20 protein-coding genes are annotated in these 21,447 nt (G+C 68.1%); 10 read left to right on the plus strand and 10 right to left on the minus strand.

Translation table 11 applies throughout. The features are described from left to right. Both ACFOSH_RS44465 and melA read left to right on the plus strand, forming a co-directional pair. Entirely contained in the window at nucleotides 1-423 is a 423-nt protein-coding gene (locus ACFOSH_RS44465) for a hypothetical protein (RefSeq protein ID WP_378247947.1), read from the plus strand. Then, on the plus strand, nucleotides 420-1,724 hold the full coding sequence (melA, locus tag ACFOSH_RS44470) for an alpha-glucosidase/alpha-galactosidase (protein ID WP_378247949.1): 1,305 nt from the start codon (nucleotides 420-422) through the stop codon (nucleotides 1,722-1,724). Before ACFOSH_RS44465 ends, melA begins: the two co-directional genes overlap by 4 nt. Before the next feature lie 273 nt (nucleotides 1,725-1,997). Here the strand turns inward: melA and ACFOSH_RS44475 are convergent, their stop codons facing one another. From ACFOSH_RS44475 to ACFOSH_RS44510, 8 genes are all read right to left on the minus strand, one after another. Further along, complete coding sequence (locus ACFOSH_RS44475; RefSeq protein WP_378247951.1) at nucleotides 1,998-2,651, minus strand: NADPH-dependent F420 reductase; 654 nt, start codon at nucleotides 2,649-2,651, stop codon at nucleotides 1,998-2,000. Nucleotides 2,652-3,199: 548 nt separating this feature from the next. Next, nucleotides 3,200-3,979 carry a VOC family protein gene (locus tag ACFOSH_RS44480; RefSeq protein ID WP_378247953.1) on the minus strand — a complete coding sequence of 260 codons (780 nt, stop codon included), beginning with the start codon at nucleotides 3,977-3,979 and terminating at the stop codon, nucleotides 3,200-3,202. Nucleotides 3,980-4,960: 981 nt separating this feature from the next. Further along, nucleotides 4,961-5,824, minus strand: coding sequence for a carboxylating nicotinate-nucleotide diphosphorylase (gene nadC, locus ACFOSH_RS44485; RefSeq protein ID WP_378247955.1), 864 nt, complete (start codon nucleotides 5,822-5,824; stop codon nucleotides 4,961-4,963). After that, nucleotides 5,821-7,425, minus strand: coding sequence for an L-aspartate oxidase (locus ACFOSH_RS44490; protein WP_378247957.1), 1,605 nt, complete (start codon nucleotides 7,423-7,425; stop codon nucleotides 5,821-5,823). Before ACFOSH_RS44490 ends, nadC begins: the two co-directional genes overlap by 4 nt. Next, nucleotides 7,422-8,387 carry a quinolinate synthase NadA gene (nadA, locus tag ACFOSH_RS44495; protein WP_378247959.1) on the minus strand — a complete coding sequence of 322 codons (966 nt, stop codon included), beginning with the start codon at nucleotides 8,385-8,387 and terminating at the stop codon, nucleotides 7,422-7,424. Before nadA ends, ACFOSH_RS44490 begins: the two co-directional genes overlap by 4 nt. After that, nucleotides 8,384-9,307, minus strand: coding sequence for a DMT family transporter (locus ACFOSH_RS44500; protein ID WP_378247961.1), 924 nt, complete (start codon nucleotides 9,305-9,307; stop codon nucleotides 8,384-8,386). The genes nadA and ACFOSH_RS44500 overlap by 4 nt, the downstream gene beginning before the upstream one ends. Further along, nucleotides 9,304-10,275: an N-acetylglucosamine kinase gene (locus ACFOSH_RS44505; protein ID WP_378247963.1), complete on the minus strand. Its 972-nt coding sequence runs from the start codon at nucleotides 10,273-10,275 to the stop codon at nucleotides 9,304-9,306. Before ACFOSH_RS44505 ends, ACFOSH_RS44500 begins: the two co-directional genes overlap by 4 nt. Before the next feature lie 3 nt (nucleotides 10,276-10,278). After that, entirely contained in the window at nucleotides 10,279-11,424 is a 1,146-nt protein-coding gene (locus ACFOSH_RS44510; protein ID WP_378247965.1) for an SIS domain-containing protein, read from the minus strand. Between the two features lie 255 nt (nucleotides 11,425-11,679). Between ACFOSH_RS44510 and ACFOSH_RS44515 the strand changes: the two genes are divergently transcribed. From ACFOSH_RS44515 to ACFOSH_RS44525, 3 genes are all read left to right on the plus strand, one after another. Beyond that, nucleotides 11,680-12,612, plus strand: a complete 933-nt coding sequence (locus tag ACFOSH_RS44515; protein WP_378247967.1) for a DeoR/GlpR family DNA-binding transcription regulator — start codon at nucleotides 11,680-11,682, stop codon at nucleotides 12,610-12,612. 191 nt (nucleotides 12,613-12,803) lie between these two features. After that, complete coding sequence (locus ACFOSH_RS44520; protein WP_378247969.1) at nucleotides 12,804-13,268, plus strand: MarR family winged helix-turn-helix transcriptional regulator; 465 nt, start codon at nucleotides 12,804-12,806, stop codon at nucleotides 13,266-13,268. A 498-nt stretch (nucleotides 13,269-13,766) separates the two neighbouring features. Continuing rightward, nucleotides 13,767-14,648: a cyclase family protein gene (locus tag ACFOSH_RS44525; RefSeq protein ID WP_378247971.1), complete on the plus strand. Its 882-nt coding sequence runs from the start codon at nucleotides 13,767-13,769 to the stop codon at nucleotides 14,646-14,648. A 445-nt stretch (nucleotides 14,649-15,093) separates the two neighbouring features. Here the strand turns inward: ACFOSH_RS44525 and ACFOSH_RS44530 are convergent, their stop codons facing one another. Further along, complete coding sequence (locus ACFOSH_RS44530) at nucleotides 15,094-15,840, minus strand: TetR/AcrR family transcriptional regulator (RefSeq protein ID WP_378247973.1); 747 nt, start codon at nucleotides 15,838-15,840, stop codon at nucleotides 15,094-15,096. 719 nt (nucleotides 15,841-16,559) lie between these two features. Next, nucleotides 16,560-17,465 carry an alpha/beta hydrolase gene (locus ACFOSH_RS44535; RefSeq protein WP_378247975.1) on the minus strand — a complete coding sequence of 302 codons (906 nt, stop codon included), beginning with the start codon at nucleotides 17,463-17,465 and terminating at the stop codon, nucleotides 16,560-16,562. Nucleotides 17,466-17,603: 138 nt separating this feature from the next. Here ACFOSH_RS44535 and ACFOSH_RS44540 point away from each other — a divergent pair, with 138 nt between their 5' ends. From ACFOSH_RS44540 to ACFOSH_RS44560, 5 genes are read left to right on the plus strand one after another with little or no spacing between them, the layout of a single operon-like run. After that, nucleotides 17,604-18,215, plus strand: coding sequence for a VOC family protein (locus ACFOSH_RS44540; protein WP_378247977.1), 612 nt, complete (start codon nucleotides 17,604-17,606; stop codon nucleotides 18,213-18,215). Further along, nucleotides 18,212-18,469: a hypothetical protein gene (locus tag ACFOSH_RS44545; protein WP_378247979.1), complete on the plus strand. Its 258-nt coding sequence runs from the start codon at nucleotides 18,212-18,214 to the stop codon at nucleotides 18,467-18,469. The genes ACFOSH_RS44540 and ACFOSH_RS44545 overlap by 4 nt, the downstream gene beginning before the upstream one ends. After that, on the plus strand, nucleotides 18,466-19,728 hold the full coding sequence (locus tag ACFOSH_RS44550) for an alpha/beta hydrolase (protein WP_378247981.1): 1,263 nt from the start codon (nucleotides 18,466-18,468) through the stop codon (nucleotides 19,726-19,728). The genes ACFOSH_RS44545 and ACFOSH_RS44550 overlap by 4 nt, the downstream gene beginning before the upstream one ends. Before the next feature lie 5 nt (nucleotides 19,729-19,733). After that, the gene (locus ACFOSH_RS44555) at nucleotides 19,734-20,306 is read left to right on the plus strand and encodes a flavodoxin family protein (RefSeq protein ID WP_378247983.1); all 573 of its coding nucleotides are present in this window, start codon (nucleotides 19,734-19,736) and stop codon (nucleotides 20,304-20,306) included. Next, entirely contained in the window at nucleotides 20,303-21,427 is a 1,125-nt protein-coding gene (locus tag ACFOSH_RS44560) for an FAD-dependent monooxygenase (RefSeq protein ID WP_378247985.1), read from the plus strand. Before ACFOSH_RS44555 ends, ACFOSH_RS44560 begins: the two co-directional genes overlap by 4 nt. Nucleotides 21,428-21,447 lie beyond the last annotated feature (20 nt).

Below are 21,447 nucleotides of genomic sequence, written 5' to 3' on the forward strand. Positions count from 1 at the left end.
ATGCACCGTTTCGACCTGCTCGTGGTCGGTGACGCCAACCCCGACGTCATCATGGGTCCACTGAGGACGGACCCGGAATTCGGCCGGCGGGAACAACTCGCGGAATCCGGTGTCCTCACCCCCGGCGGCTCCGGCGCCATCACCGCCGACGCGAAGGAAACGGCCGGGCTGCTGGCCGCGCGCGGCCCCGTTGTAGTGGTCAAGGACGGCGCCGAGGGCGCGTCCGCCCACCGCGGCGGCGAAGTCGGCGCGGTGGGCAACTTCAACGCCGGATTCCTCGCCGGGTCGCCACTGGGTACGGCGCTGCGCCGCGGCGTCGTCTGCGGCGGTTTCTCCGTCCGCGCCCGCGGTGGCACCCCGGGTCAGGCCACGTGGGACGACGTCCTCGTCCACTTCGAACGCACTGGATCGGAACTCGTATGACCGCCCCCAAGATCACCTTCGTCGGCGCCGGGAGCGTCGTGTTCACCCAAGGTCTGCTCGCCGACCTGTTCGGCTATCCGGAGCTGGGCGACGTGCACATCGCACTGCACGACATCGACCAGGAACGGCTGGCGACCGCGCTGGCCGCGGCCAAGCGGATCGCCGCCGAGCGCGGGGTGAAGCCGGTGCTCACCGCGCACGCCGATCGGCGGGAAGCGTTGGCGGGCGCGGATTTCGTCGTCGACATGGTGCAGATCGGGATGGGTGAGGCGACCCGCGTCGACTTCGACGTCCCGGCGCGGTACGGCCTGCGTCAGACCATCGGCGACACCCTCGGCATCGGCGGGATCTTCCGCGCGTTGCGCACCTTCCCGTTCCTCAAGGAGCTCGGTGAGGACATCGCCGAGGTGTGCCCGGAGGCGTGGCTGCTGAACTACACCAACCCGATGGCGATGAACGTCCAGTACCTGGCCGAGGTGACCGGGTCGACCCGCGTCGTCGGGCTGTGCCATTCGGTGTACTGGACCGTGCACGGGCTCGCGGACTTGGTCGGCGTGCCGTTCGAGGAGGTCACGTACGTCGCGGCCGGGGTCAACCACCAGGCCTGGGTGCTGCGGTTCGAGCACCGCGGCACCGACCTTTACCCGAGGCTGGCCGAACTCGCCGGGTCGGACGAGCAGCTGCGGCGGCGGGTCCGGTTCGACATGTTCCTGCGACTCGGTTTCTACCCGACGGAGACCAGTGAGCACTCCGCCGAGTACGTGCCCTGGTACCTCAAGCACGACACCGAAATCGAGCGGCTGAGACTGCCGGTCGGTGCCTATCTCGACATCGTGGCGGAGAACGAGGCCGAGTACGAGCGGACCCGGCGTGCGGTCGCGGCCGGCGAGCCGCTGCCCGTCGAAGGCACCAGCGAGTACGCCCCGCAGATCATCCACAGCATGGTCACCGGCACACCGCGCACGGTCTACGGCAACGTCGTCAACCGCGGCCTGATCGACAACCTGCCGTCCGGGGGAGTGGTCGAGGTGCCGTGCCTCGTCGACGGCACCGGCGTCCGGCCGACCCGGATCGGCGCGCTGCCGCCGCAACTCGCCGCCCTCAACCGCGCCTATCTGAGCGCCAACGACCTCGTCGTGCGCGCCGCGATCGAGGACGACCCGCGCCATATCCGGCACGCCGCGATGACCGACCCCGCCACGGCGGCCGCGCTGCCGGTCGAGCGGATCTGGGAGTTGTGCGACGACCTGGTCCGCGCGCACGGCGATCGGCTCCAGCCCGCGCTGCGCGCCGTCCTCTGAACCGGCCTTTCGAACACAGGGGAACCATGTCCCACGTCCTCGACGAGACCACCAGCCAGCCGGACTACTGGGCGCGCGTCCCGCGTGAGCTGCCGGACCACGATCGGAGGTCGGGACGCCACATGGACACAACCGGTGGTGGTCCCATGCTCGTGGCAGACGAAAATCAGATGCGTCTGTCAGGTGAGGAACACCCGGACACGTTGACCGCGGCCGAGGTGTCAAGGATATGGCGTAGCAAAAGCTAGGCCATATCCTTGACACCAGTCAGTCTCAGCCCCGCAGCACCGAGTAGTTGAACGTGTTCTGCCCCGGGCCGAGCGCGGTGTTGACGTGGAGCCAGAGAATGACAAGCTGCTCGACGGCGCGCGAGGTCTCGATCCCGCCGAGATCCATGATCTGCGCGTCGCGCCACCCAAAGTCCCGCAGCAACCCTGCCACGACCGCCTTGGCGTCAGCGTCCTCGCCCGACAGGAACACGTTGTGGTCGCCGGGCACCCGGTCCGGCCTCACCATCACCGTGTTGTCCATCGTGTTCAGCGTCTTGACCACCCGCATGTCCGGGAACCGGCGCTGCAGCACCTCGGCCACGCCGAGGCCGTCGAACGTCACCACCTTCGGCGGGAACCTCTCGGAGAACTCCAGCGGATTCGAGACGTCGATCAATACCTTCCCCGCCAGGTTCGCCGCCCCAGCCGCGTCCAGCGCTGCCTGGGACACCATCCCGCCGGTCGCGTTCACCACCACCTCGCCGAACGCCGCCGCGCCGGCGAACGTGCCATGCGCGGAGCCACTTTCCGCGGCCCAGGCCGTCGCCTTGGGATTGTCAGCGGTACGCGAGCCGAGCATCACCTCGTGACCGGTCTCCACGAACCGCGACGCCAGGCGGCGTCCGACCTCGCCGGTACCAAGGACAGCAATCCTCATGAGTCTCCTCGAAGAATGGATTTGTGCCGACGGCGAGCCTGTCGTACTCACCAAACCTCTTGTGCACCTTTTGCGCGGCCGCGGATCAGGGTACGTCTGTCGCTGCCGTTGGTCCAGCGCCGTCACTCGGCTGTGAGTGTGTCGTCCGTCCAATCACGGGCGGCGTCCCTCTCCCCGCGGGTGATCACTGAGTTGGCCGAGCGCTGGAAGGCCGGGCAACGCGCGTTCACCGAGCGCGGTCTGTCCGATGTGGACACGTGGTTAATCGAGTCAGCCCAAGCCCGCCGGCGCGTCGGCCGTGTTCGAACTGGCCGGCGGTGAGCGGTTCGGTGGGAACCGCGGGTCTGAGCTTCGCGCAGGCATGAAGGCAGCCAAGGCAGACCCGTCGTCGACATCAACATCCTCCAGGCCTTCCCATGCGGCCGACCCCACGGCGTCCTCCGCGAGGCCTCAACGATGACCGACCCGGCAGCCGCCGGCACGATGTGCGAGGCCGACATCGACATCTCCACCGCGCCCAAAAACCTCAAGGTCAACGCTGCTGGCAGTCAGCCCTGGGGCGGGCTCGGCTTCAGCACCGCGAACACCGCTTGGCTCCGGTCTGCCAGCCAGGCGATTCGCCCGACTCCCGCAATGTCAGCGGCGGGCACGAGCACCGCCCCACCATTGTCCCGCACCGCCGTGACGGTCGCGTCGACATCGGCCACGGCGAAGTACAGCACCCAGCGCGGGCCCTCTTCATCGCCCTGGATCTGGACCACGCCACCGAAAGCCCCCTCCTGCTGGTCGCCGTCTTTGACGCTGAGTATCCGGTATGTCGTGCCGGAGGTTTGCATCTCCTCGGAACGCCAGCCGAACAGGCCACTGTAGAAGGCGATCGATGTCTCCGGCACGCCGGAGCGCAGCTCTACCCACCCCAGAGTGTCGTCCTCGGACGCCTTCTCCAGGCCGTGCCCTGGCTGCAGTACGGCGAACTCGGCGCCCTGGGGGTCGGTGAACTGAGCGACCCACCCTCTCCTCCCCGCGAAGGGCTCGCCGCGCACCGTGCCGGCGCGGGCGACGACGTCGCGGGCAGTGGCCTGGATGTCATCGCTGTGGAAATACGTCATCCAGGCTGATGTGGCCCCTTCCTCAGTCAGCAATCCGAGGGCACCGACGGTCTTCCCGTCCTTCTGGAAGAACCCGTATCTGTGCTCCTCCGCATCCGGCCCCGCGGAGACGAACCGCCATCCGAAAACCGCTTCGTAGAAGGCCGTGGCAGCGTCCGTGTCCGGGCTCCCGAGGTCGATCCAGATGGGTGCCCCGCTGCGAAAATCGGTGCCGATCATCCGTTTCCCTCCTGTCGAGTGGGGGTGCACAGGCATCGTGACTATACCGTTCATATCGCCAGATCCCGGGGCGCACGTTCGGATGATCCGAGGAGCCAACCAGGCCCGGGGAATCGAGAGGCGCGACGAACTCCGAACTGGGGCCGCGAGGGTCGCCTTTCAGCAGTCGGTTGCCCGCCGACCAAGGGCAGCCTTGCTGAATGAACCGAACGTGGCTCGACCAGCCGGACAGGTCAACCTCGCCGGACCGCAGGCGCGCCAAAGGCTCCTGAACTATGGTTCCGCTGTGTGGCGGTTGCCGATGCCGGTGACATGAAGAACCCGTCAGGCCATGCCGTGGCAGTGCCAGGTTCCCGGGTATCGGCCACGCCCTGCCCTGTTGGCAATCATCAGTAAACTGACATCGGCAAATAGTAAGGCCGAACTGTCTGTGTGCGGCAGTGAATAGATAGACGAAAGTCTACTGTCGCCACAGACTGCGCCGCCGTAAAGTGGTCCGCGTCTCCACGCCGAAAGATCGACATGTTGACCCCACGCACCTACCTTCGGTCGCATCCGCACCGAAGGTCACACGCCGCGCCTATCGCTGGGGTCTCGATGGCATCTGTTCTCGTTTCCGAATCACTCGTGGCGCGTCGCGCGCACGGAAATGGCTTGCCGACAACGAGCACCCCTATAGTGATGATATTCCGCTCGCCGTATCCAACGGCACGTTCGATCAGGGCGGCCACGATGGCGGTGAAGTGCCCGTCGTGAACAACCTTCGCGTACTGGGTGTGACGCTGCGCATGTCGCGTACGGAAGGCCTTCCGGTCACTTGTGTTCCGTGATCCTGCTTGCTTGACGTTGGGTTTCGTTCCACGGACGGCGATCTCGCGTGGTTGAGGACGGATGGCACCCGGATGCATCAGTCTCAACTTGACTTCGGGCGACGTCACCCATCCGAAACGTGGGCTGTCGCCAAGGGGTGCGACGGTCTATTCAGCACAGGTCCATGCCCAGGTCGAGCGCCGGTGCGGAGTGGGTCAGCCCGCCGACGGCGAGGTAGTCGACACCTGTGTCGGCGTAGGCCCGAGCCACATCGAGGGTCAGCCCGCCGGACGCCTCCAGCTTTACGCCGCGCGCCCTGCGCACCGCCTCGGCGCAGTCGGGGACACTGAAGTTGTCCAACAGCACCAGTTCCGGCCCCTCGTCGAGAGCCTCGTCCAGCTGTGCCAACGAGTCTACCTCCACCTCGCATGGCAGGTGCGGTGCGTGCGCCCGGACCGCCCGGATCGCCGCACCCACCGATCCGGCACTCTGGACGTGGTTGTCTTTGATCAGGATCGCGTCACCCAGCCCGAGGCGATGGTTGGTGCCGCCGCCGCAGCGTACTGCGTACTTCTCAAGCAGTCGCAGGCCTGGGAGTGTCTTGCGTGAGTCCCGTACGACCGCGCCGGTCCCGGCGATCTTGTGCACCCATGCGGCAGTCAGTGTTGCGACGCCGGACAGGTGACACAGCAGGTTCAGCGCTGTCCGTTCGGCGGTAAGCAGACCTGGCGCCGGACCGCGAACGACAAGCGCGGGCTCGCCGGGCACGGCCTTGGCGCCGTCCGGTTTGAGGTCGAGGACCTCAACGTCGGTGACTGCCTCGAATACCGCCAGTGCCACCGGAATCCCGGCCAGGACACCGGACGCGCGCGGCGTCAGCTCGGCGACCGCAACGGCGGCCGCAGGCACCGTGGCCACTGTTGTGGTGTCCGGGCCGTAGCGGAGATCTTCCGCCAGCGCGGACGCGATGATTCGCCGCGCGTCGTCGATGTCGAGTCCGATGCCCGCCCCGATAGGTCGGCGTCCGGCGTTCACGCCACTACCAGATCGGCCGGCACGGGCTGACCGAACGGGTCGAGCCGGATCACCTGGCTGCGCTGCCAGCGCATGTCGTCCCGCTCGGGAAACTCGGTGCGCACGTGGCACCCGCGTGACTCCTCGCGTTTTGCCGCTGCCGTGATCAGCGCCCGCGCGGCTACGGTCAGTGCCGCGTCCTCGACCCGCTGCCGACTGTCCAGCTTTTGATTCACAGCGGAGAGATCGAGCACCGAGCCGGCGGCGGCCAGCCCCTCGGCGTCGCGGCCGATCGCCGCGTGCCGGCTCATGGCGCGCTGCAGCGTGTCCCGGTCGGCCACCGGCGCGAACGGCAGTTCCGGCGTCTCCCCGTGTCGGACCAGCGGTCTCGTCGCCAAGTCCGCGGCGATCGCCTCAGCCGCACGGGTACCGACGACCAGCCCCTCGAGCAGACTGTTGGACGCGAGGCGGTTCGCGCCGTGTAGTCCGGTCCGCGCCACCTCGCCGGCGGCGTACAGCCCTGTGACGCCGGTGCGGCCATGCACGTCGGACACTATGCCGCCGCACGAGAAGTGCGCTGCCGGCGTAACCGGGATCGGGTCGCGGGCCGGGTCGATGCCCCTCGCCGCGCATGCCCCGTGCGCGGTCGGAAAACGCGTGGCGAAGTCGGAGATGCCTGTGGCGTCGAGGAACACATGGTCGTCGACGCCGCCGGGCGCTGCTGCCATGTGCCGGGTGATTGCCGCCGCGACGACGTCACGCGGCGCAAGATCCTCCAGCGGGTGCACATGGCGCATCACACGTGCGCCAGTCGCGTCGACCAGCACCGCGCCCTCGCCGCGTATCGCCTCGGTGACCAGCGGACACCGGCCGCGCGCGCCGCGCCCGGTGTAAAGCACGGTCGGGTGGAACTGGACGAATTCCAGGTCCGCGACCACCGCGCCTGCGCGCAGCGCCAGCGCCAGCCCGTCGCCGGTGGCTCCGGTGGGGTTCGACGTTGCGTGGTAGAGCTGGCCGAGCCCGCCGCTGGCCAGCAGCACAGCAGGCGCGGTCAGCACACCTGGGACGCCGTTGCCGTCGAGCAGCAGCAGCCCGCACACCTGGCCCAGAGGGGTACGCACGGCATCGACCGCGGTGTGCTGCTCCAGCATCGGGACGTGGCCATCGGTCACCGCGGCCAACAGCGCGCGCTCGATCTCGGCGCCGGTCGAGTCGCCGCCGGCGTGCACTACGCGGAACGCGCTATGCCCGCCCTCGCGGGTCCGGGCAAGCCCTCCGCCTGGCGCGGGGTCGAACACCGCGCCGCGTTCGCGTAGCCGGCTTACCGCTGACGGGCCGGCGGCGATGATAGCGGTGACTGCGGCCTCGTCGCACAGCCCCGCTCCGGCGACGAGCGTGTCGCGTACGTGCGCCTCGACGGTGTCGCCCTCGTCATGCTCGCCGGGCAGCACCACGGCGACGCCGCCCTGGGCCCAGCGGGTATTGCCGTCCGCGTCGCACGCCTTGGTCACCACCAGGACACGTAGCCCCAGTTCACGTGCGCGCAGTGCGGCGGTCAGTCCTGCGACTCCGGTGCCAACGACCACCAGGTCGACCTGGGCCTCCCAGCGCGGGGCATTCACTCGCCACCGCCGGGCTGACCGATCTCGATCATCCGCTGCACGGCGCCCCGGGCGCGTTCGGCGGTCTCGTGGTCGACGAGCACCTCGTCCTTGCCCTCGCGCAGGCAGCGCAGCAGAGCGGCAGGCGTGATCATCTTCATGTATCGACACGAGGCTCGGTCGTTCACCGCCCGGAAGTCGACCCCCGGCGCGGCCCGGCGCAGTTGGTGCAGCATGCCGATCTCAGTGGCCACCAGGACCGACTTGGCATTGGTGCTGCGGGCGGCGGCGATCATGCCGCCGGTCGAAAGGATCTTCACCTTCTCCGCCGGGACGGTACCTTCGCCCGCGAGGTAGAGCGCCGAGGTCGCGCATCCGCATTCAGGATGGATGAACAGGTCGGCGTCCGGGTCCGCCGCCGCGCGCGCGGCAAGTTCCGGACCGTTGATGCCCGCGTGGACGTGGCATTCACCCGCCCAGACGTGCAAGTTCTCCCTGCCCGTCTCGCGCTTGACGTGTGCACCTAGGAACTGGTCGGGCAGGAACAGCACGTCGCGATCCTCGGGGACCGAACGTACGACGTCCACCGCGTTCGACGACGTACAGCAGATGTCGGTCTCCGCCTTGACCTCTGCGGTGGTGTTGACGTAGGAGACCACCATCGCCCCGGGGTGTTGGAGCTTCCACTCACGTAGCTGTGCCCCGGTGATCGAGTCCGCCAGCGAGCAGCCAGCCCGCTTGTCCGGAATCAGGACGGTCTTGAGCGGGGCCAGGATCTTCGCGGTCTCGGCCATGAAGTGCACGCCCTTGCCGCCGGCGCGGCTGCGCACGCTCGCCACGCGGACGGTCTCGCCGACCGCCAGCCTGGCGACCCGGTAGGTGACGTCGATGGCGGGGTTGAGAGTGACGGTGAGGATCTTCCGGTTCGTGCTCTCGCCGGGCTCGGGGAGGGCGTCTTCGGCGATCCGGATTCGCGTGGTCACGACGCGGCTTCGGACAGCTGCGCGGCCGGCTCTTCGCCACTCTTCTCCGTGCTGTAGACCATGAACGACGAGCCCACGAGGGCGAGCACGATGCCGGCGATCTGGAAACCGGTCGGCATGGTCCGGAAGACGATCAGCGAGAGCACGATGGTCAGCACGGGCGCCAGCGCATTGGTGATCGGCGCGACGATCGTGGCCTTGCCCCGGCTCATGGCCATCACGAGGAACAGCGCGCCCACGGCGTTGAGCAACTGCGTGATCGCGGTCAAGGCGGGAGCCTGCCACGGGAACGACAGGGGGAGGCCGCCCATCATGACGAGCGCGACCGGGATCAGCAGGAGCCCGCTGACGGTCATCCAGCCGAAGGTCGTCGCGTCGTTGACCCCGACGACGGCGGCCTTGCGCATGAAGTACGCCTGTACGCCCCAGGCGATGCAGACGAGGATCGCGAGCCACAGGTAGGTCCCGCTGGTCTCCTGCGAGTCGCCCGAAGACACCGAGAACAGGACGATGGCGACCAAGGCGAGGGCGACGCCGATCCAGCTGAGCGCGGTGAGCCGTTCACGCAGGGCCGCGAAGGCCATCAAGACGGTGATCGCCGGGGAGAGCGCCACGATCGGGAAGATGATGTAGGCCGGCCCGATGGTGAGCGCCTTGAACAGCGCCAGCTGCCCGCCGGCGCCGGTCAGGCCGATCAGCAGGCCGTGGACCGCGGCGATCGGGCGGCGGTCGATTTTCTGCCCGCGCAGGGAGAAGTACGCGGGGATGAGCATGGTGATCGACCAGATGACGTAGACCATCGGGTCGGGGTAGCCGTAGCGGGAGGTGGGCAGGCTGGAGAACGCGCCCCAGACACCCCAGAACAGGACCAGCAGGCCGGCGTAGGGAATCCAGGCGGCGCGGCGCTTCGATGCTCTCATGACAGCCCCTCCAAGGTGGGGACGGCGGAAAGCCGGTCGAGCGGGACGGAGTGGCCCGCCAGCCGGGCGGCGTAGACCGCCGCGCCGACGTGCGGAGGCAGCAAGGGCTCTCGCAGTTCGTAGCCGTGGCTGCCGTGCTGGAGCGCTTCGCGGAAGGAACCCAGGAGGTGGGCCGAGCCGAACATCCCGCCGGAGTAGGAGACCGGCACGGTCTGGTCCGGTTCGAACCCCAGCGCGGCGGCACCGGCTTCGACGTGGAGGGCGAGCTCCCGCCCGGCGCGTCCGAGGATGACGGCCGCGGTGGGGTCGCCCGCCTCCGCGGCGCGGGTGACGACCCTGCTGAGGTTCGCGATCCTCCCTCGGTCCCCGTGCCACCGGTTCATGACGATGTCGATGGCGTCGAGGTCGGTGGTCACGCCGAGCGTCCGGCGCATCTCATCGGCCAGCGCGCTCGGTGGCTGGCGCCCGTCACTCATCCGGGAGAACGCACCGAGACCTTGGATCGCCACCCAGTAGCCGGAACCTTCGTCGCCGAACAGTTCGCTCCAGCCGCCGGCTCGCCAGTGCCGTCCCCGGTGTTCTCCGTAGGCGATGGACCCGGTGCCCGCGACGACGTTGATCCCGTCCGCGCCACCGAGGGAGGCCGCCCAGCCGCAGATCATGTCGTTGCCGCACGCGTAACCGACTTCGCCAAGGAAACGACGGGGGAGCGCGTCGAGCACGGGCACGTCGGCGGAAATCTCGCCGTAGCAGGGAATGCCGAAGAAGGCGTAGGAGAGGTCGGCGACGTCGATGCCCGCGGTGGCGCAAACCTCGGCGATTCCCTGGCGCAGCAGCGGTTCGACGATGTCGATGCCCTGCTGCAAGTAGTAGATGCCGGTCGTGCGGGCTTCCGCGACGAGGCGTCCCCGCGCGTCGATCAGGCAAAAGGCGGTTTTCGTCCCGCCGCCGTCCACACCGAGGAACATGGCTCAACCCTCCGCCGGGTTCGGGAACTCGTGGATGACGACCCCTCGGACCACGCGGTTGACTTCGCCGCCGGGGAACGGGTTGTCGGGGGTCAGGCCCCGCGCGAGCGAACACGCCAAGGCGATCGACTGCGCCGGAATGGCCGCGACGATGGCTCGTAGTGCGCCGGGCAGGTGCGTGATCCCCGGGATCGGCCACTCGCCGGCGCCGGCCGGGGCGTCGCCGTCCGCGTCGGCGCCGATCACCAGCACTCGCCCGGGCCCCAGGGCCTCCACGAGTTCGCGCGTGATGTCGTCGTCGTAGCGGCGGGTGTACGGATCGCCGGACGGGAAGACGATCGCGACGGTCCGTTCGCCGAGGACCGACTTGGGGCCGTGCCGGAAGCCGAGCGGGGTGTCGGCGACCGCGACGACCGCGCCGGCGGTGAGTTCGAGGCACTTCAGCGCGGCCTCGCGGGCCAGTCCCTTGAACGCGCCGGAGCCGAGGTAGACCAGCCGGGCGGGATCGATGGCGGCGACCGCTTCCGCCCGGCTCGCCGCGGTGACGAGGACGGCGGACGCCGCCCGGGCCGCGCCCTCCACATCGACATCGAGGCCCAGGGCGAGCAAGGCGGCCAAGGTCATTCCGGTGAACGACGACGTCATGGCGAAGCCGCGGTCGTTCAACTGGCCGGGAAGCGTCAGCACGACGGCGTTCTTGGCGTCGGCCCAGCGGCGGGCGAGAGCGCCGGAGGGGTTGCAGGTGATGACGATGTGGTGCAGCGCGGGAGTGAGCCGCCGCAGCAGTTCGGCCGCGGCGATCGACTCGGGGCTGTCGCCGCTGCGGGCGAACGACACCAGCAGCACCGGCCGGTCGTCGACGACCACGGAGTGCGGGTCGGCGACGATGTCCGTCGTCGCGATCGGTTCGATCGGCCGGGCGAGGTGCCGGGTGAGATCGGGGGCCACGACTTCCCCGATGTAGGCCGAGGTCCCCGCGCCGGTCAGGATGATCCGGGTCCGCGGATCGACGAGCGCGTCGCCGAGCAGGCGGTCGATGCCGGTCCGCGCGGCGGCGACGGTCCGCGCCACCGCGGGCCACGTGCCGGGTTGCTGCCGGATCTCGTCGGCAGTGCGGCTTTCGTCCGGCTGCTTCTGGTGCACTGACACACATCACCTTTCGGGTCGGTGGCTTTCGCCTGGACCGGGTGCGCCGGAACTCGGCCGACTCCACCAGGTAGGTCGCCAGCCATCGGCGGTCTGCACTTGGTACGTCGTCCGCGTCAGGTGGGCAAGAGTTGCCGTCGAAACGGGCATCGCGGATGTTCGTTTGCACAATCGGACCTGACTAGATTAGGCGTTGCCGCAGATAAGTTGTCGGTTCGATGCGCGAAAGTGCTCGAAATGGTCGTATAATGTGCAAGTATGAACGTTTCTGATGTCGCCGATCCGCCGGGAGAAGAGCGGCCCCGAGGTCGCGTGCCCCAGTCCGAACGAATGGCGGAGATGGTGCGCGAACTGGGCGAAACGGGCCGCCTGCGAGTCGGTGAGCTCGCGCGCCGGTTCGGCGTCTCCGAGGCCACGCTGCGACGGGATCTGACCGCGTTGGAGGAGCAGCGGCTGCTGACCCGGACCCACGGCGGCGCGCTGGCTCAGGGGGTGGCCTGCGAGCTGCCGGTCAGGTACCGGGAAGGCCGGTCGAGGGACGCGAAACGGGCGATCGCCCGGCAGGCGGTGCGCGGGCTGCCCGCGGGTCCGCACGTTATCGCGCTCACCGGCGGTACGACCACGGGCGAGCTGGCGAAGGAACTGCCCGACCGCGCGGATCTCACGGTGGTGACCAACGCACTGAACGCGGCCATGGAGATCGTGCTGCGGCCCCGGGTGAAGCTCGTCGTCGTCGGCGGCGTCTCCCGTCCGCGGTCCTACGAGCTCGTCGGCCCGTGGGCGGAGCAGGTGCTGGCGTCGATCGACATCGGCACGGCCTTCATCGGGGTCGACGGCATCGACGCGGCGGGTGGCATCACCACCCACGACGAAAACGAGGCGAGAACGAACCGCGCGATGCTCAGCCGTGCGCAACGGGTGGTCGTCATCGCGGACGGCAGCAAGCTCGGCAAGCGAACGCTGGCGCGGATCGGGGACATCGCCGAGGTCGACGAGCTGATCACGGATTCATCGGCCGACGTGGGCAGCGTGGCGGCGATTCGTGCGGTGGGAGTGCGGGTGACGGTCGTCGATGTGCTCGCGCAAGTTCTTGTGGGGCTGAAGGGGACTTTCCCCGCATGCGATGCGGGTAAAGCGCCCTTCACCGCGCGAGACGAGGGGAAAGTCCCCTTCAGCCCCACGCGGGCTTAAGGCACGAACTTCGACTCGGGTGAGTCCAGTCGTCGGTCGCAGACACCGCAGTGGATCAAGTCGGCGAAGTCGAACCGGCGTGCACGACCGCGTCCGGCAACAGCGGCACCGGTCAGTGCAATGCTCAGTCCGAGGGCACGGAGATCGGCCCCGAGAGTGCTTTCGGTGACCTGTGCCTGTATGATTGTAAGGTGGCTAACAAGCAAGCTGACGTGCAGCACGACTCCGCCGGGGCGTGGGCGAAGAAGTACCACATGACGACGCGGATGGTGATGGAGTCGGTGCTCCGTCCCTATGAACTCGGCCCCACCCAGTGGTACGTCCTGTACCAACTCGGCACCGTCGGGGCGACCGCGCAGCGCGACCTGGTGCTGATACTGCAGGTCGAGCGCGCGACGCTCACGGGTGTGGTCGCGGCGCTGGTGCGCAAGGGTCTGGTCAGGCAGACACCTGATGCCGCTGATCAGCGCCAGAAGGTGCTGACGATGACACCGGCCGGTGCCGCGCTGTGGCGTGAGCTCCCCGATCCAATCGCGCTCATTCTCGAGACCGCGTTCGAAGGTGTTTCCGAAGCCGACCTCGCCACGACTTCCCGGGTGCTCCGTGACGCGACCGGCAGGCTTGTCGCACTGCTCGCGGAAGGAGACGAGGGGTGACCACCTTGATCACCTGGCCTTGCGGTGGCTATCGGTCGCCTTCGCGGAACACCTTGTTCCAGGGCGGTATCAGTGAGTTTGTTGCCGGGAGTGGTGGACCGGCAGGCCGACAGCTTGACCGAGGGCGGCTCGGGTGTATCGAGGCTGGGAAGCTTCTCGCGGAGCTCTTCCAGGGCCCTGACCTGGTCTTTTGTGTTCGAGCAAGGAACCCTGAGGTCCGCCACGGATTTTGGATGGACATGCCAGCGGCCAGTTGCACGGGGATCCGTCATTTGCCAAGGTCGTTGCGGCTCGGTGTCGTTGTAAGAACACGTTCTCGATAACGGTGCCCAAGAGTCCCCGAGCATGCCCAACATGTTCTCCGGCGGGACCGTCCGCCGCAAATCCTGGTCGTGCTCGATGAAGTACCGTCGATCTTGACACGCGGAACCGCCCTGCCCCTGCGGGGTAGCGAGGCGACCGTCGTCCCGGTGGATCGTGATGAGAGGGGCCAGCCACATGGCCGATCCGACAGACCTTGACCTGCCCGACAACTGGGGCCGGTGGGGATCCGACGACGAACTCGGCACACTCAACCTCATCACCGACGACGTGCGCGCGAAAGCGGCTGCGGAGGTGCGGACCGGTCGATGGGCGTCGCTGGCGCAGCCGATCACGCCCAACCCGATGATCAGCAGCCCATTCGCGGCCACGACGGTGGATGTCTCTCCCGTGCAGCAGCTGATGTCCCATACAGGGGTAGGCGTGGCGGCAGATCTGATGCTGGTCACGAACCACCACGCGAAGTCGACGCACATCGACGCGCTGGCGCACTGGTCGACCGGCAACGAGGTCTACCCCGGTCGACCGAGGGATGAGGTCGTGACGGCCGCGGGTGTCACCTTCGGCTCGACGACGGCCTTCGCCGCGGGAATCGTCACGCGAGGGGTTCTGCTCGATCTCGCTGTCGAAGAGCCGCTCCCGTCCGGGCACGCGGTGACCTCGCGCGACCTCGAAGACGCCGAGCGGCGGCAAGGCGTCGAGGTACGGTCGGGCGACGCGCTGGTGGTGCGGTTCGGCTGGCCCGCCGACCCGCTTCTTCCCGGCAGGCCGACACCGGGGATCAGCCTCGACGCGGTGCGCTGGATGCACCGTCGCGGGGTCGCCCTCTACACGGGCGACCGGGGCGACGCCTACCCGGCGCTCGACCCTGATGGACCGTCCCCGCTGCACGGCGTCGCGCTAGGCAGAATGGCGATGCCGCTGATCGACGGCTCACAGCTCGACGACCTCGCGGCGCTGTGCGCGGAGCTGAAGCGCTACAGCTTCCTGCTCACCGTCGGCCCGCCGCGCATCCATGGTCTGACCGGCGTCACGGTCAACCCCATCGCCGTGTTCTGATCGCGCAACCGCGTCGATCACCGCAGAAAGTGCGGACCGACCGACGTATTTGCGCCCCAGTGGTCCGTCCGCATCAGACAGTTCGTCAACGCACTCTTCTGCCGGCAACGACAGATCGAAGCCACTCCAGCCGACGGGCGGGCAGTTCTCCACGGGCTAAGGCCACGTCTGCCGAGAGGCATGCTACGTAACCGGGCGCACGGCCAGATGACTCCCCACTAACTGGCCGCCAGCGGTTCGTGTCTGTTTCGTCATTCAGGCTTCCTGGTCGGGGAGTCGGCTCCGATGCTCCCGCCGGAACAGGTCAGGACGTGATACCGGTGCTCGGCGGTGTCGTGCCGTTTCCTGGTTGGGCCATGACGACTCACGACCGTGCCGCAACGGCGGGCTTGCCGGTGACCACGTTCACTACTCCATGGCGCTGTACCGGTTGAGGAGGGTCGCCTCACTCGTTGCCTGAGGTGAGGAGGCGGGTCAGGTAGTCGAGGTCCTGCTGGAGCATCGCAACGGCCCCGAGCGGAGTCGGGGCGTCCGGGGTTCGCCCGGCGTCCCTGGCCACCATTGCCACCGCGTTGTCGGCGATCTGTTCGGCCACCGGTTCGGCTGGATGCGCCGGAGACGGGTGGAACCACCAGGCCACCCAGTTGCACATGCCGATGATCGACAGTGCCGTGATGCGCACGTCGACGGGGCGGAAGAGGCCCGCGGTGACTCCCTCCTCGAGGACGGCGGTGATCTCGCGGAGAACGGCCCGACGGACCTGAAGGTGCTTCTTCGCGACCTCCGGCGGGAGCGCCTGGTCGCTGCGATCGAGCGTACGAAACTGCTCCGGCCGTTCGGCGCGGCGCATGACCAGGGCGCGCACGAGCATGCGCAGCTTCTCTGCGGAGTCGAGATCCGTGCGCTGCCGAACGTCCCGCAACGAGTTCGCCGCGCCCTGGGCCGTCGCCTCGACCATCGCGACGAGCAGCTCTTCCTTGCTCTTGACGTAGTTGTAGAGGTTGGACCGGCTCAACCCGACCGCGTCCGCGACGTCCTGCAGGGTGGTCCCGTCGTAGCCGCGTTCCGCGAAGAGTCGCATGGCCTGGTCGACGACCTCGCTCATTACCAGCTTGCGCCGGGGCGCGGCGCCTCGGCGGGACTCCGGGCGCCCACCGGAGCGCCCCTGTGCCCCGGAGCCTTCCGTGGTCACCACATCCACCCCTCGGTTTGTGAGGCCGCCGCCCGGCCATCTGTGCTGCTGGCGGTCATCCTAGATGAGTGATTCCGTGAAGATCGCGTGAAGTGCAACCCCGCGAAGGAATCCTTCCCTTGACCGGGTCATGGAGGACACCAGTTGTGCCGAATTGTCCGATTGATTATTGACTACCCGTACTACCGGGTCTGCGAGACCCTCTCAAAGGACTCGACATGCCGGGCGGCCGTGACCGTCTCGGTCGCGTACACCCGCTTCGGCGCGAACCAAGGTCGTGAAGGCCTCCTTGCCTACTCTGAGGGTCAATGCCAGGAACTTAAGGGGCAGCGCCTGAGGTTCTCGGGGCTGTCCACAAAGGACTCGTGCCGCGTCGAATTATCCGGTTGGCCGTCGTTTGTCCGAGTCCTCTGCTGTGTGAAGGCCCCCTTCCTTGCGCCAGGCGCAAGGAAGGGGGCCTTCACGTACTAGAGAACGCGAGAGCATGTTCACTTCCCGCGGGAGACCCGTCCTGGTCCTGCCACCGTCCTCCCAAGGCCCTGTCTGACCAGGGCAAACACGTCAGAAACGCCCACGCCATCAACCTTAAGTTCCTGGCATTGACTCTGAGGGTAAGCAGGAGGCCTTCGCGACCTTGACTATATGGACATACTGCATCTAATCGGACGATTCGACTCGCAAAGCGTCCTCTGTAGACAGTCGCAGCGCCTCACTGAGCTTCACGTGATTTTCGCGGAATCAACCGTCTGGTCGCGGGCCGCGGGCACCCGCGCCGCGCACTCGCTCGCGAAGGCCAGTTGCCGCAGGTGCAGTGCACGGGAGAGACGGTGGTGGTCGAGGTTGTGGCCGGCACCCGCCTGGAGCCTGGCGTCCACCCACGGGGCGGAGGTGAAGTGCCCGGCGAACGTCGCCACCCGGCTCTCGTCGACGATCCACAACCCGTCGTACTCGGCCAGCGTGTACTGCACGGGAACGACGACCGCGGCGGCGAGCTTCGCCACGTTCCGTGGCCAGTCCCCGACGATTTCGAGCATCTCCCCGAGCGGAACGGTCTCCACGGAGGCTTTCGCCAATTCCACGACGTCGGCATCGACGGTCCCCGCCGGGCCGTACAACAAAGCGCGTCGCTGCTCTGGCGGGAGTTCTACCGGCTCGTCCGTGGGCATGGCGCGCCACGCGCCGACGATGTGCTCGGGGGACCGGTCCCCGACGCCGTGTATCGAGATGCCCAGCAGTGGCCAGCGCGGGCGACGCGCGGCGATGTGCACGGCGATGGCCGAGCCGATGGAGTGGGCGACCAGGACCACGCCGGGGCGCCCCTCGCCGTAGTGGGTCCACAGCTCGCCGATCGCGGCGTCGAGGGCCTCGGCGCCGTGGCCGAAGGTCGCTCGACCGCCAGGAAGCGGGTCGCTCCCGCCGTAGCCGGGGCGGTCGAGCGAGACCACGGGAAACCCGGTCGCCGCGCCGAGATCGAGCAGGGAGTGACCGGGCACGTCGAAGTACCCGGAGTTGTAGCCACCGCCGTGCAGGGCCACGACCAGCGGAGCCCCGGTCGTACCGGCGCCGGACGTTGCCCCGGCAATCCTCCGTCCGTCGACCGGGAGATCGACTCGTGTCGTCGTCATGTCTCGCCACTCCTTCGCCGCGTTTGCGTCGCCTGGTCATTCCAGCCAGCAACGATACTCGACCGTCAGAATATTGACGAGTGAGACAGAAAGTCTTAGGCTCGGTGCCACACAGTTCATCGCGAGAGGAGTACGCAGATGTCATCTCCGGAGCGAGACCCGCTGGCGCACACGGTGCGGGGCGTCGACCACGCGGCGTTTCCGACGTTCGATCCGCGAGCCACGATCACCTTCTACCGGGACGTCCTCGGTTTTCCGGTCGTCCACGCGACCTGCGCGCTGGGCTGGGGGCCGGGGGAGCACCCGGATTTCATCCACTTCTTCTTCGACATCGGCAACGGCGACCGGCTGGCGTTCTTCTACTACTTCGGCGTCGAGCCCTACCGCGACGCGGAGATTCCCGATCTGCTCCATCGCGCCCGCCACCTCGCGATTCACGTTGACGGTGAAGCCGACCTGCTGGAGTACCGACGACGGCTGGACTCGAGCGACTGGCCGTGCGAGTTGCAGGTGCGGCACGAGACGGTGGAGTCGATTTACGTCACCGATCCCAACGGCTACTTGATGGAGGTCACCCGTCCACTGCGGACGATCACCATCGAGGACGACATCGACGCCAACCTGAGCGTCGACGCGCTCATGGAGGTGACCGGTGAGCCCGGGCCTTCGCTGGAGAAGTTCTTCGCGCGCAAGGCGAAGCTGATCGCGGAGCGGTACGAGGGCGAGCCGGAGCTGGTGACGTTCGCATGACCACGCTGTTCGTCCTCGATGTCGAGGACTTCCGTCCCCTGGCCGAGGTGGCGAGCAAGGACCCTGACGTGACCGTCCGGCAGCGCGGCCCCTACCTCGAGGTCGCCGCGGCCGGCCCGATCCGGATCGACCGCAACGCCACCGGTTGTCGCAACGCCGTCTGGTACAGCTCGGTCGCCGCTGTCGAGGGCGGCCAGGTGACTCACTGGGACTCGTCGGAGCTCGTGGTCGAACCCATCGGAGCCGGGAAATGAGCACCCTGGCCGTGGATCGCCTCGGAGCGGGCCGGGACATCCACACGGCAGAGGCCCCGCCCGGCGTCACCGTGAGCACACACCAGCTCACCACCTTCGACGGCGCCAAGGTCGAGGGAGTGCTGTACGCCCTCGACGGTGCGACGACGGTGGTCACCGTCATGCACCCGCGCCAGTCGATGACGCACCACCCGATGATCCCGCTACTCCTGCGAGGCGGCGTCTCGGTTTGGACGCAGGGCTCCCGCTCGCCCAACAACGACATCGCCCTGGTCCACGAGCAGACGGTGCTGGACGCGGCGGCGGGGCACGTGTTCCTCCGGGACACCGGGTTCGAGGCAGTACTGACCTTCGGCCACTCCGGTGGCGGAACCCTGTCGGCCTTTTACATCGAGCAAGCGTCCTTGGAACCTCAGCTGCGGCTGGACGTGACACCGGCGGGAAGGCCGATCGCGCTGGCGGGCGCGCAGATGCCGGTGCCGGACGGCGCGATCTTCCTCGCGCCGCATCCGGGACAAGGAAAGGTGTTGCTGCACTGCATCGACGCGTCCGTCACCGACGAGTCGGACCCGATGTCGGTGGATCCCGCGCTGGACATGTACTCGCCGCGGAACGGATTCGCCAAGCCGCCTGAGCAAAGCCGCTACAGCGTCGACTTCCTCAATGCCTACCGCGCGGCCCAGAAGGATCGGATCGCCCGGATCGATGCCCGCGCTGTCGAGCTGGCCGACGAGGCCTCCGACGCCCGGGCCAGGTTCGCGCGCACCAGGGATACCGCAGACCGGCGGATCGGCCTCGCCCCGAGGATCATCACCACCTACCGCACGGACGCGGACCCCTGCTACGTCGACCTGTCGATCGATCCGAACGACCGGCACTACGGCTCGTTGTTCGGCAGCCGCCCGGATCTGATCGACTACGGTCTGGTGGGCTTCGGCAGGCTGACCACCCCCGACGCGTGGTTGTCCACCTGGTCGGCGAACCACACGAACGCGGACTTCGTGCGGTGCGCGGCCGGAGTGCGCCTGCCGACGCTCTACCTGGAGTTCAGCGGCGACCAAGCAGCGCTCCCCGACGCCAGCGCCCGCATGTTCGACGCGCTGGCAGGCGAAGACAAGATCCGCCATGTCGTGCGGGGCCGGCACTTCGGCCAGCCCATCGTGGAGGGCGAGCCCACCGGGTACGCCGCCGCCGCCGTCCACGTCGACCGCTGGCTGGCCGACCGTTTCGCCATCACACCACCGCAGAAAACGAGGTGAAGGACGTGGGCTCCATCGGAGTCGTCTACGACAGCGGCTACGGCCATACCGCCGCCCAGGCCAGGGCGGTGGGAGAAGGCGCCGCCTCGGTCCCTGGCATCGACGTCGCGTTGTATTTCGCGGAGGAGGTCGCCGCCGATCCCCGTCAGCTCGACCGCTGTGACGCGCTGATCTTCGGTACCCCGACCTACATGGGCAGCGGTTCGGCGGTGTTCAAGACGTTCATGGAGGCAAGCTCGAAGATCTGGCTGGAACAGGGCTGGAAGGGCAAGCTGGCCGCGGGTTTCACCAACTCCAGCGGTCATTCCGGGGACAAGCTCAACACCCTGACCCAGCTTTGGCTCTTCGCCATGCAGCACGGGATGGTGTGGATCGGGCTCGGCCTGCTGGACGGCAACGGGCGCAGCACAGGTTCCGACGCCGCGCTGAACCGGCTCGGCGCCTACGCCGGCGCGATGGCGCAGTCCAATTCGGACCAGGGGCTGGAAGGCATGCGGGACAGTGACTTGCGCACGGCTTCGGCGCTGGGTGCGCGCGTCGCGCGGCACGTCGCGTCGTGGCAGGGAGGTGGACAGTGAAGATCCTCGTGATCGGCGGCGGGCCCGCGGGCCTGTTTTTCTCGACCATCGCCAAACGAGCCGTTCCGGACGCCGAAATCCACGTCAGGGAGCAGAACCCGCAAGGCGTGACTTACGGCTGGGGCGTGGCGTTCACCGAGAGCGCGGCGGCCGCGCTCCGGCCGGCCGCACCGGATGTGATCGACGCGCTCACCACCAATACCCGCCACGATCGGATGGTCCTCAGCCTGGACGGCGTGGACGTGCCGGTTCAGGTCGGCCGCAGCCACCTCAACGCCCGCTGGTCGCTGCTGGCCACGCTGGAGAAGTTCGCTCTCGAAGCCGGGGTGAGCATCGAGCACGACCGCGACACGGTCGTGACCGAAAGCGACCTGGCAGGCTGGGATCTGGTGATCGGGGCCGACGGCGTCAACAGCCGGACCCGTGAGCGCTTCGCCGAGCACTTCCTGCCCACTGTCGAACTCGGCACCAACTGGCTGGCCTGGTACGGCACCCCGAAGCCCTACCCGCCGTCGATCATCCTCCGGAACAGCGAATTCGGGATGCTGATGGTGCACTCCTCCCGGTTCTCCGCCGAGATGAGCAACTTCACGGTCGAGGTCGGCCAGGAGACGTTCGACCGGCTCGGGTTCGCCGGCATGACCGAGGACCAGTCCCGCGAGCTGTGCGAACGGCTCTTCGCCGACTCCCTGGACGGCGCGCCGCTGCGGAGTGACCACTCTCCGTGGTTCCAGACGAAGTTCGTCAGCTGCGCACGGTGGACCCACCGCAACCTCGTGCTGATCGGGGATGCCCTGCACACCGTTCACCCGTCGATCGGATCCGGCACCCGGTTCGCGATGCGTGACGCCGTCTACCTCACGCAAGCGCTGACGGGCGCCGGGTGGGACATCAAGGTGGGGCTCAAGGAGTTCGAACGGGTGCGCAAACCCGTCGCGGACGGGTTCCAGGCCGCCGCGAAGCGCAGTATCGCCTGGTACGAAGGGCTCCCGTCCCGCACCATCACCCATCCGACGAAGTTCGCGCTCGAGTACCTGATGCGCACGGGACGGGTCTCCTACCGGGACTTCCGGCGGGAGAATCGCGATGTCGTCCTCGGCTACGAGCGAGACCTGCGTTGACCACGGCGCCGCACGAGGAG

It is taken from the genome of Amycolatopsis speibonae (genome assembly GCF_042647925.1).
Lineage (GTDB): Bacteria > Actinomycetota > Actinomycetes > Mycobacteriales > Pseudonocardiaceae > Amycolatopsis > Amycolatopsis speibonae.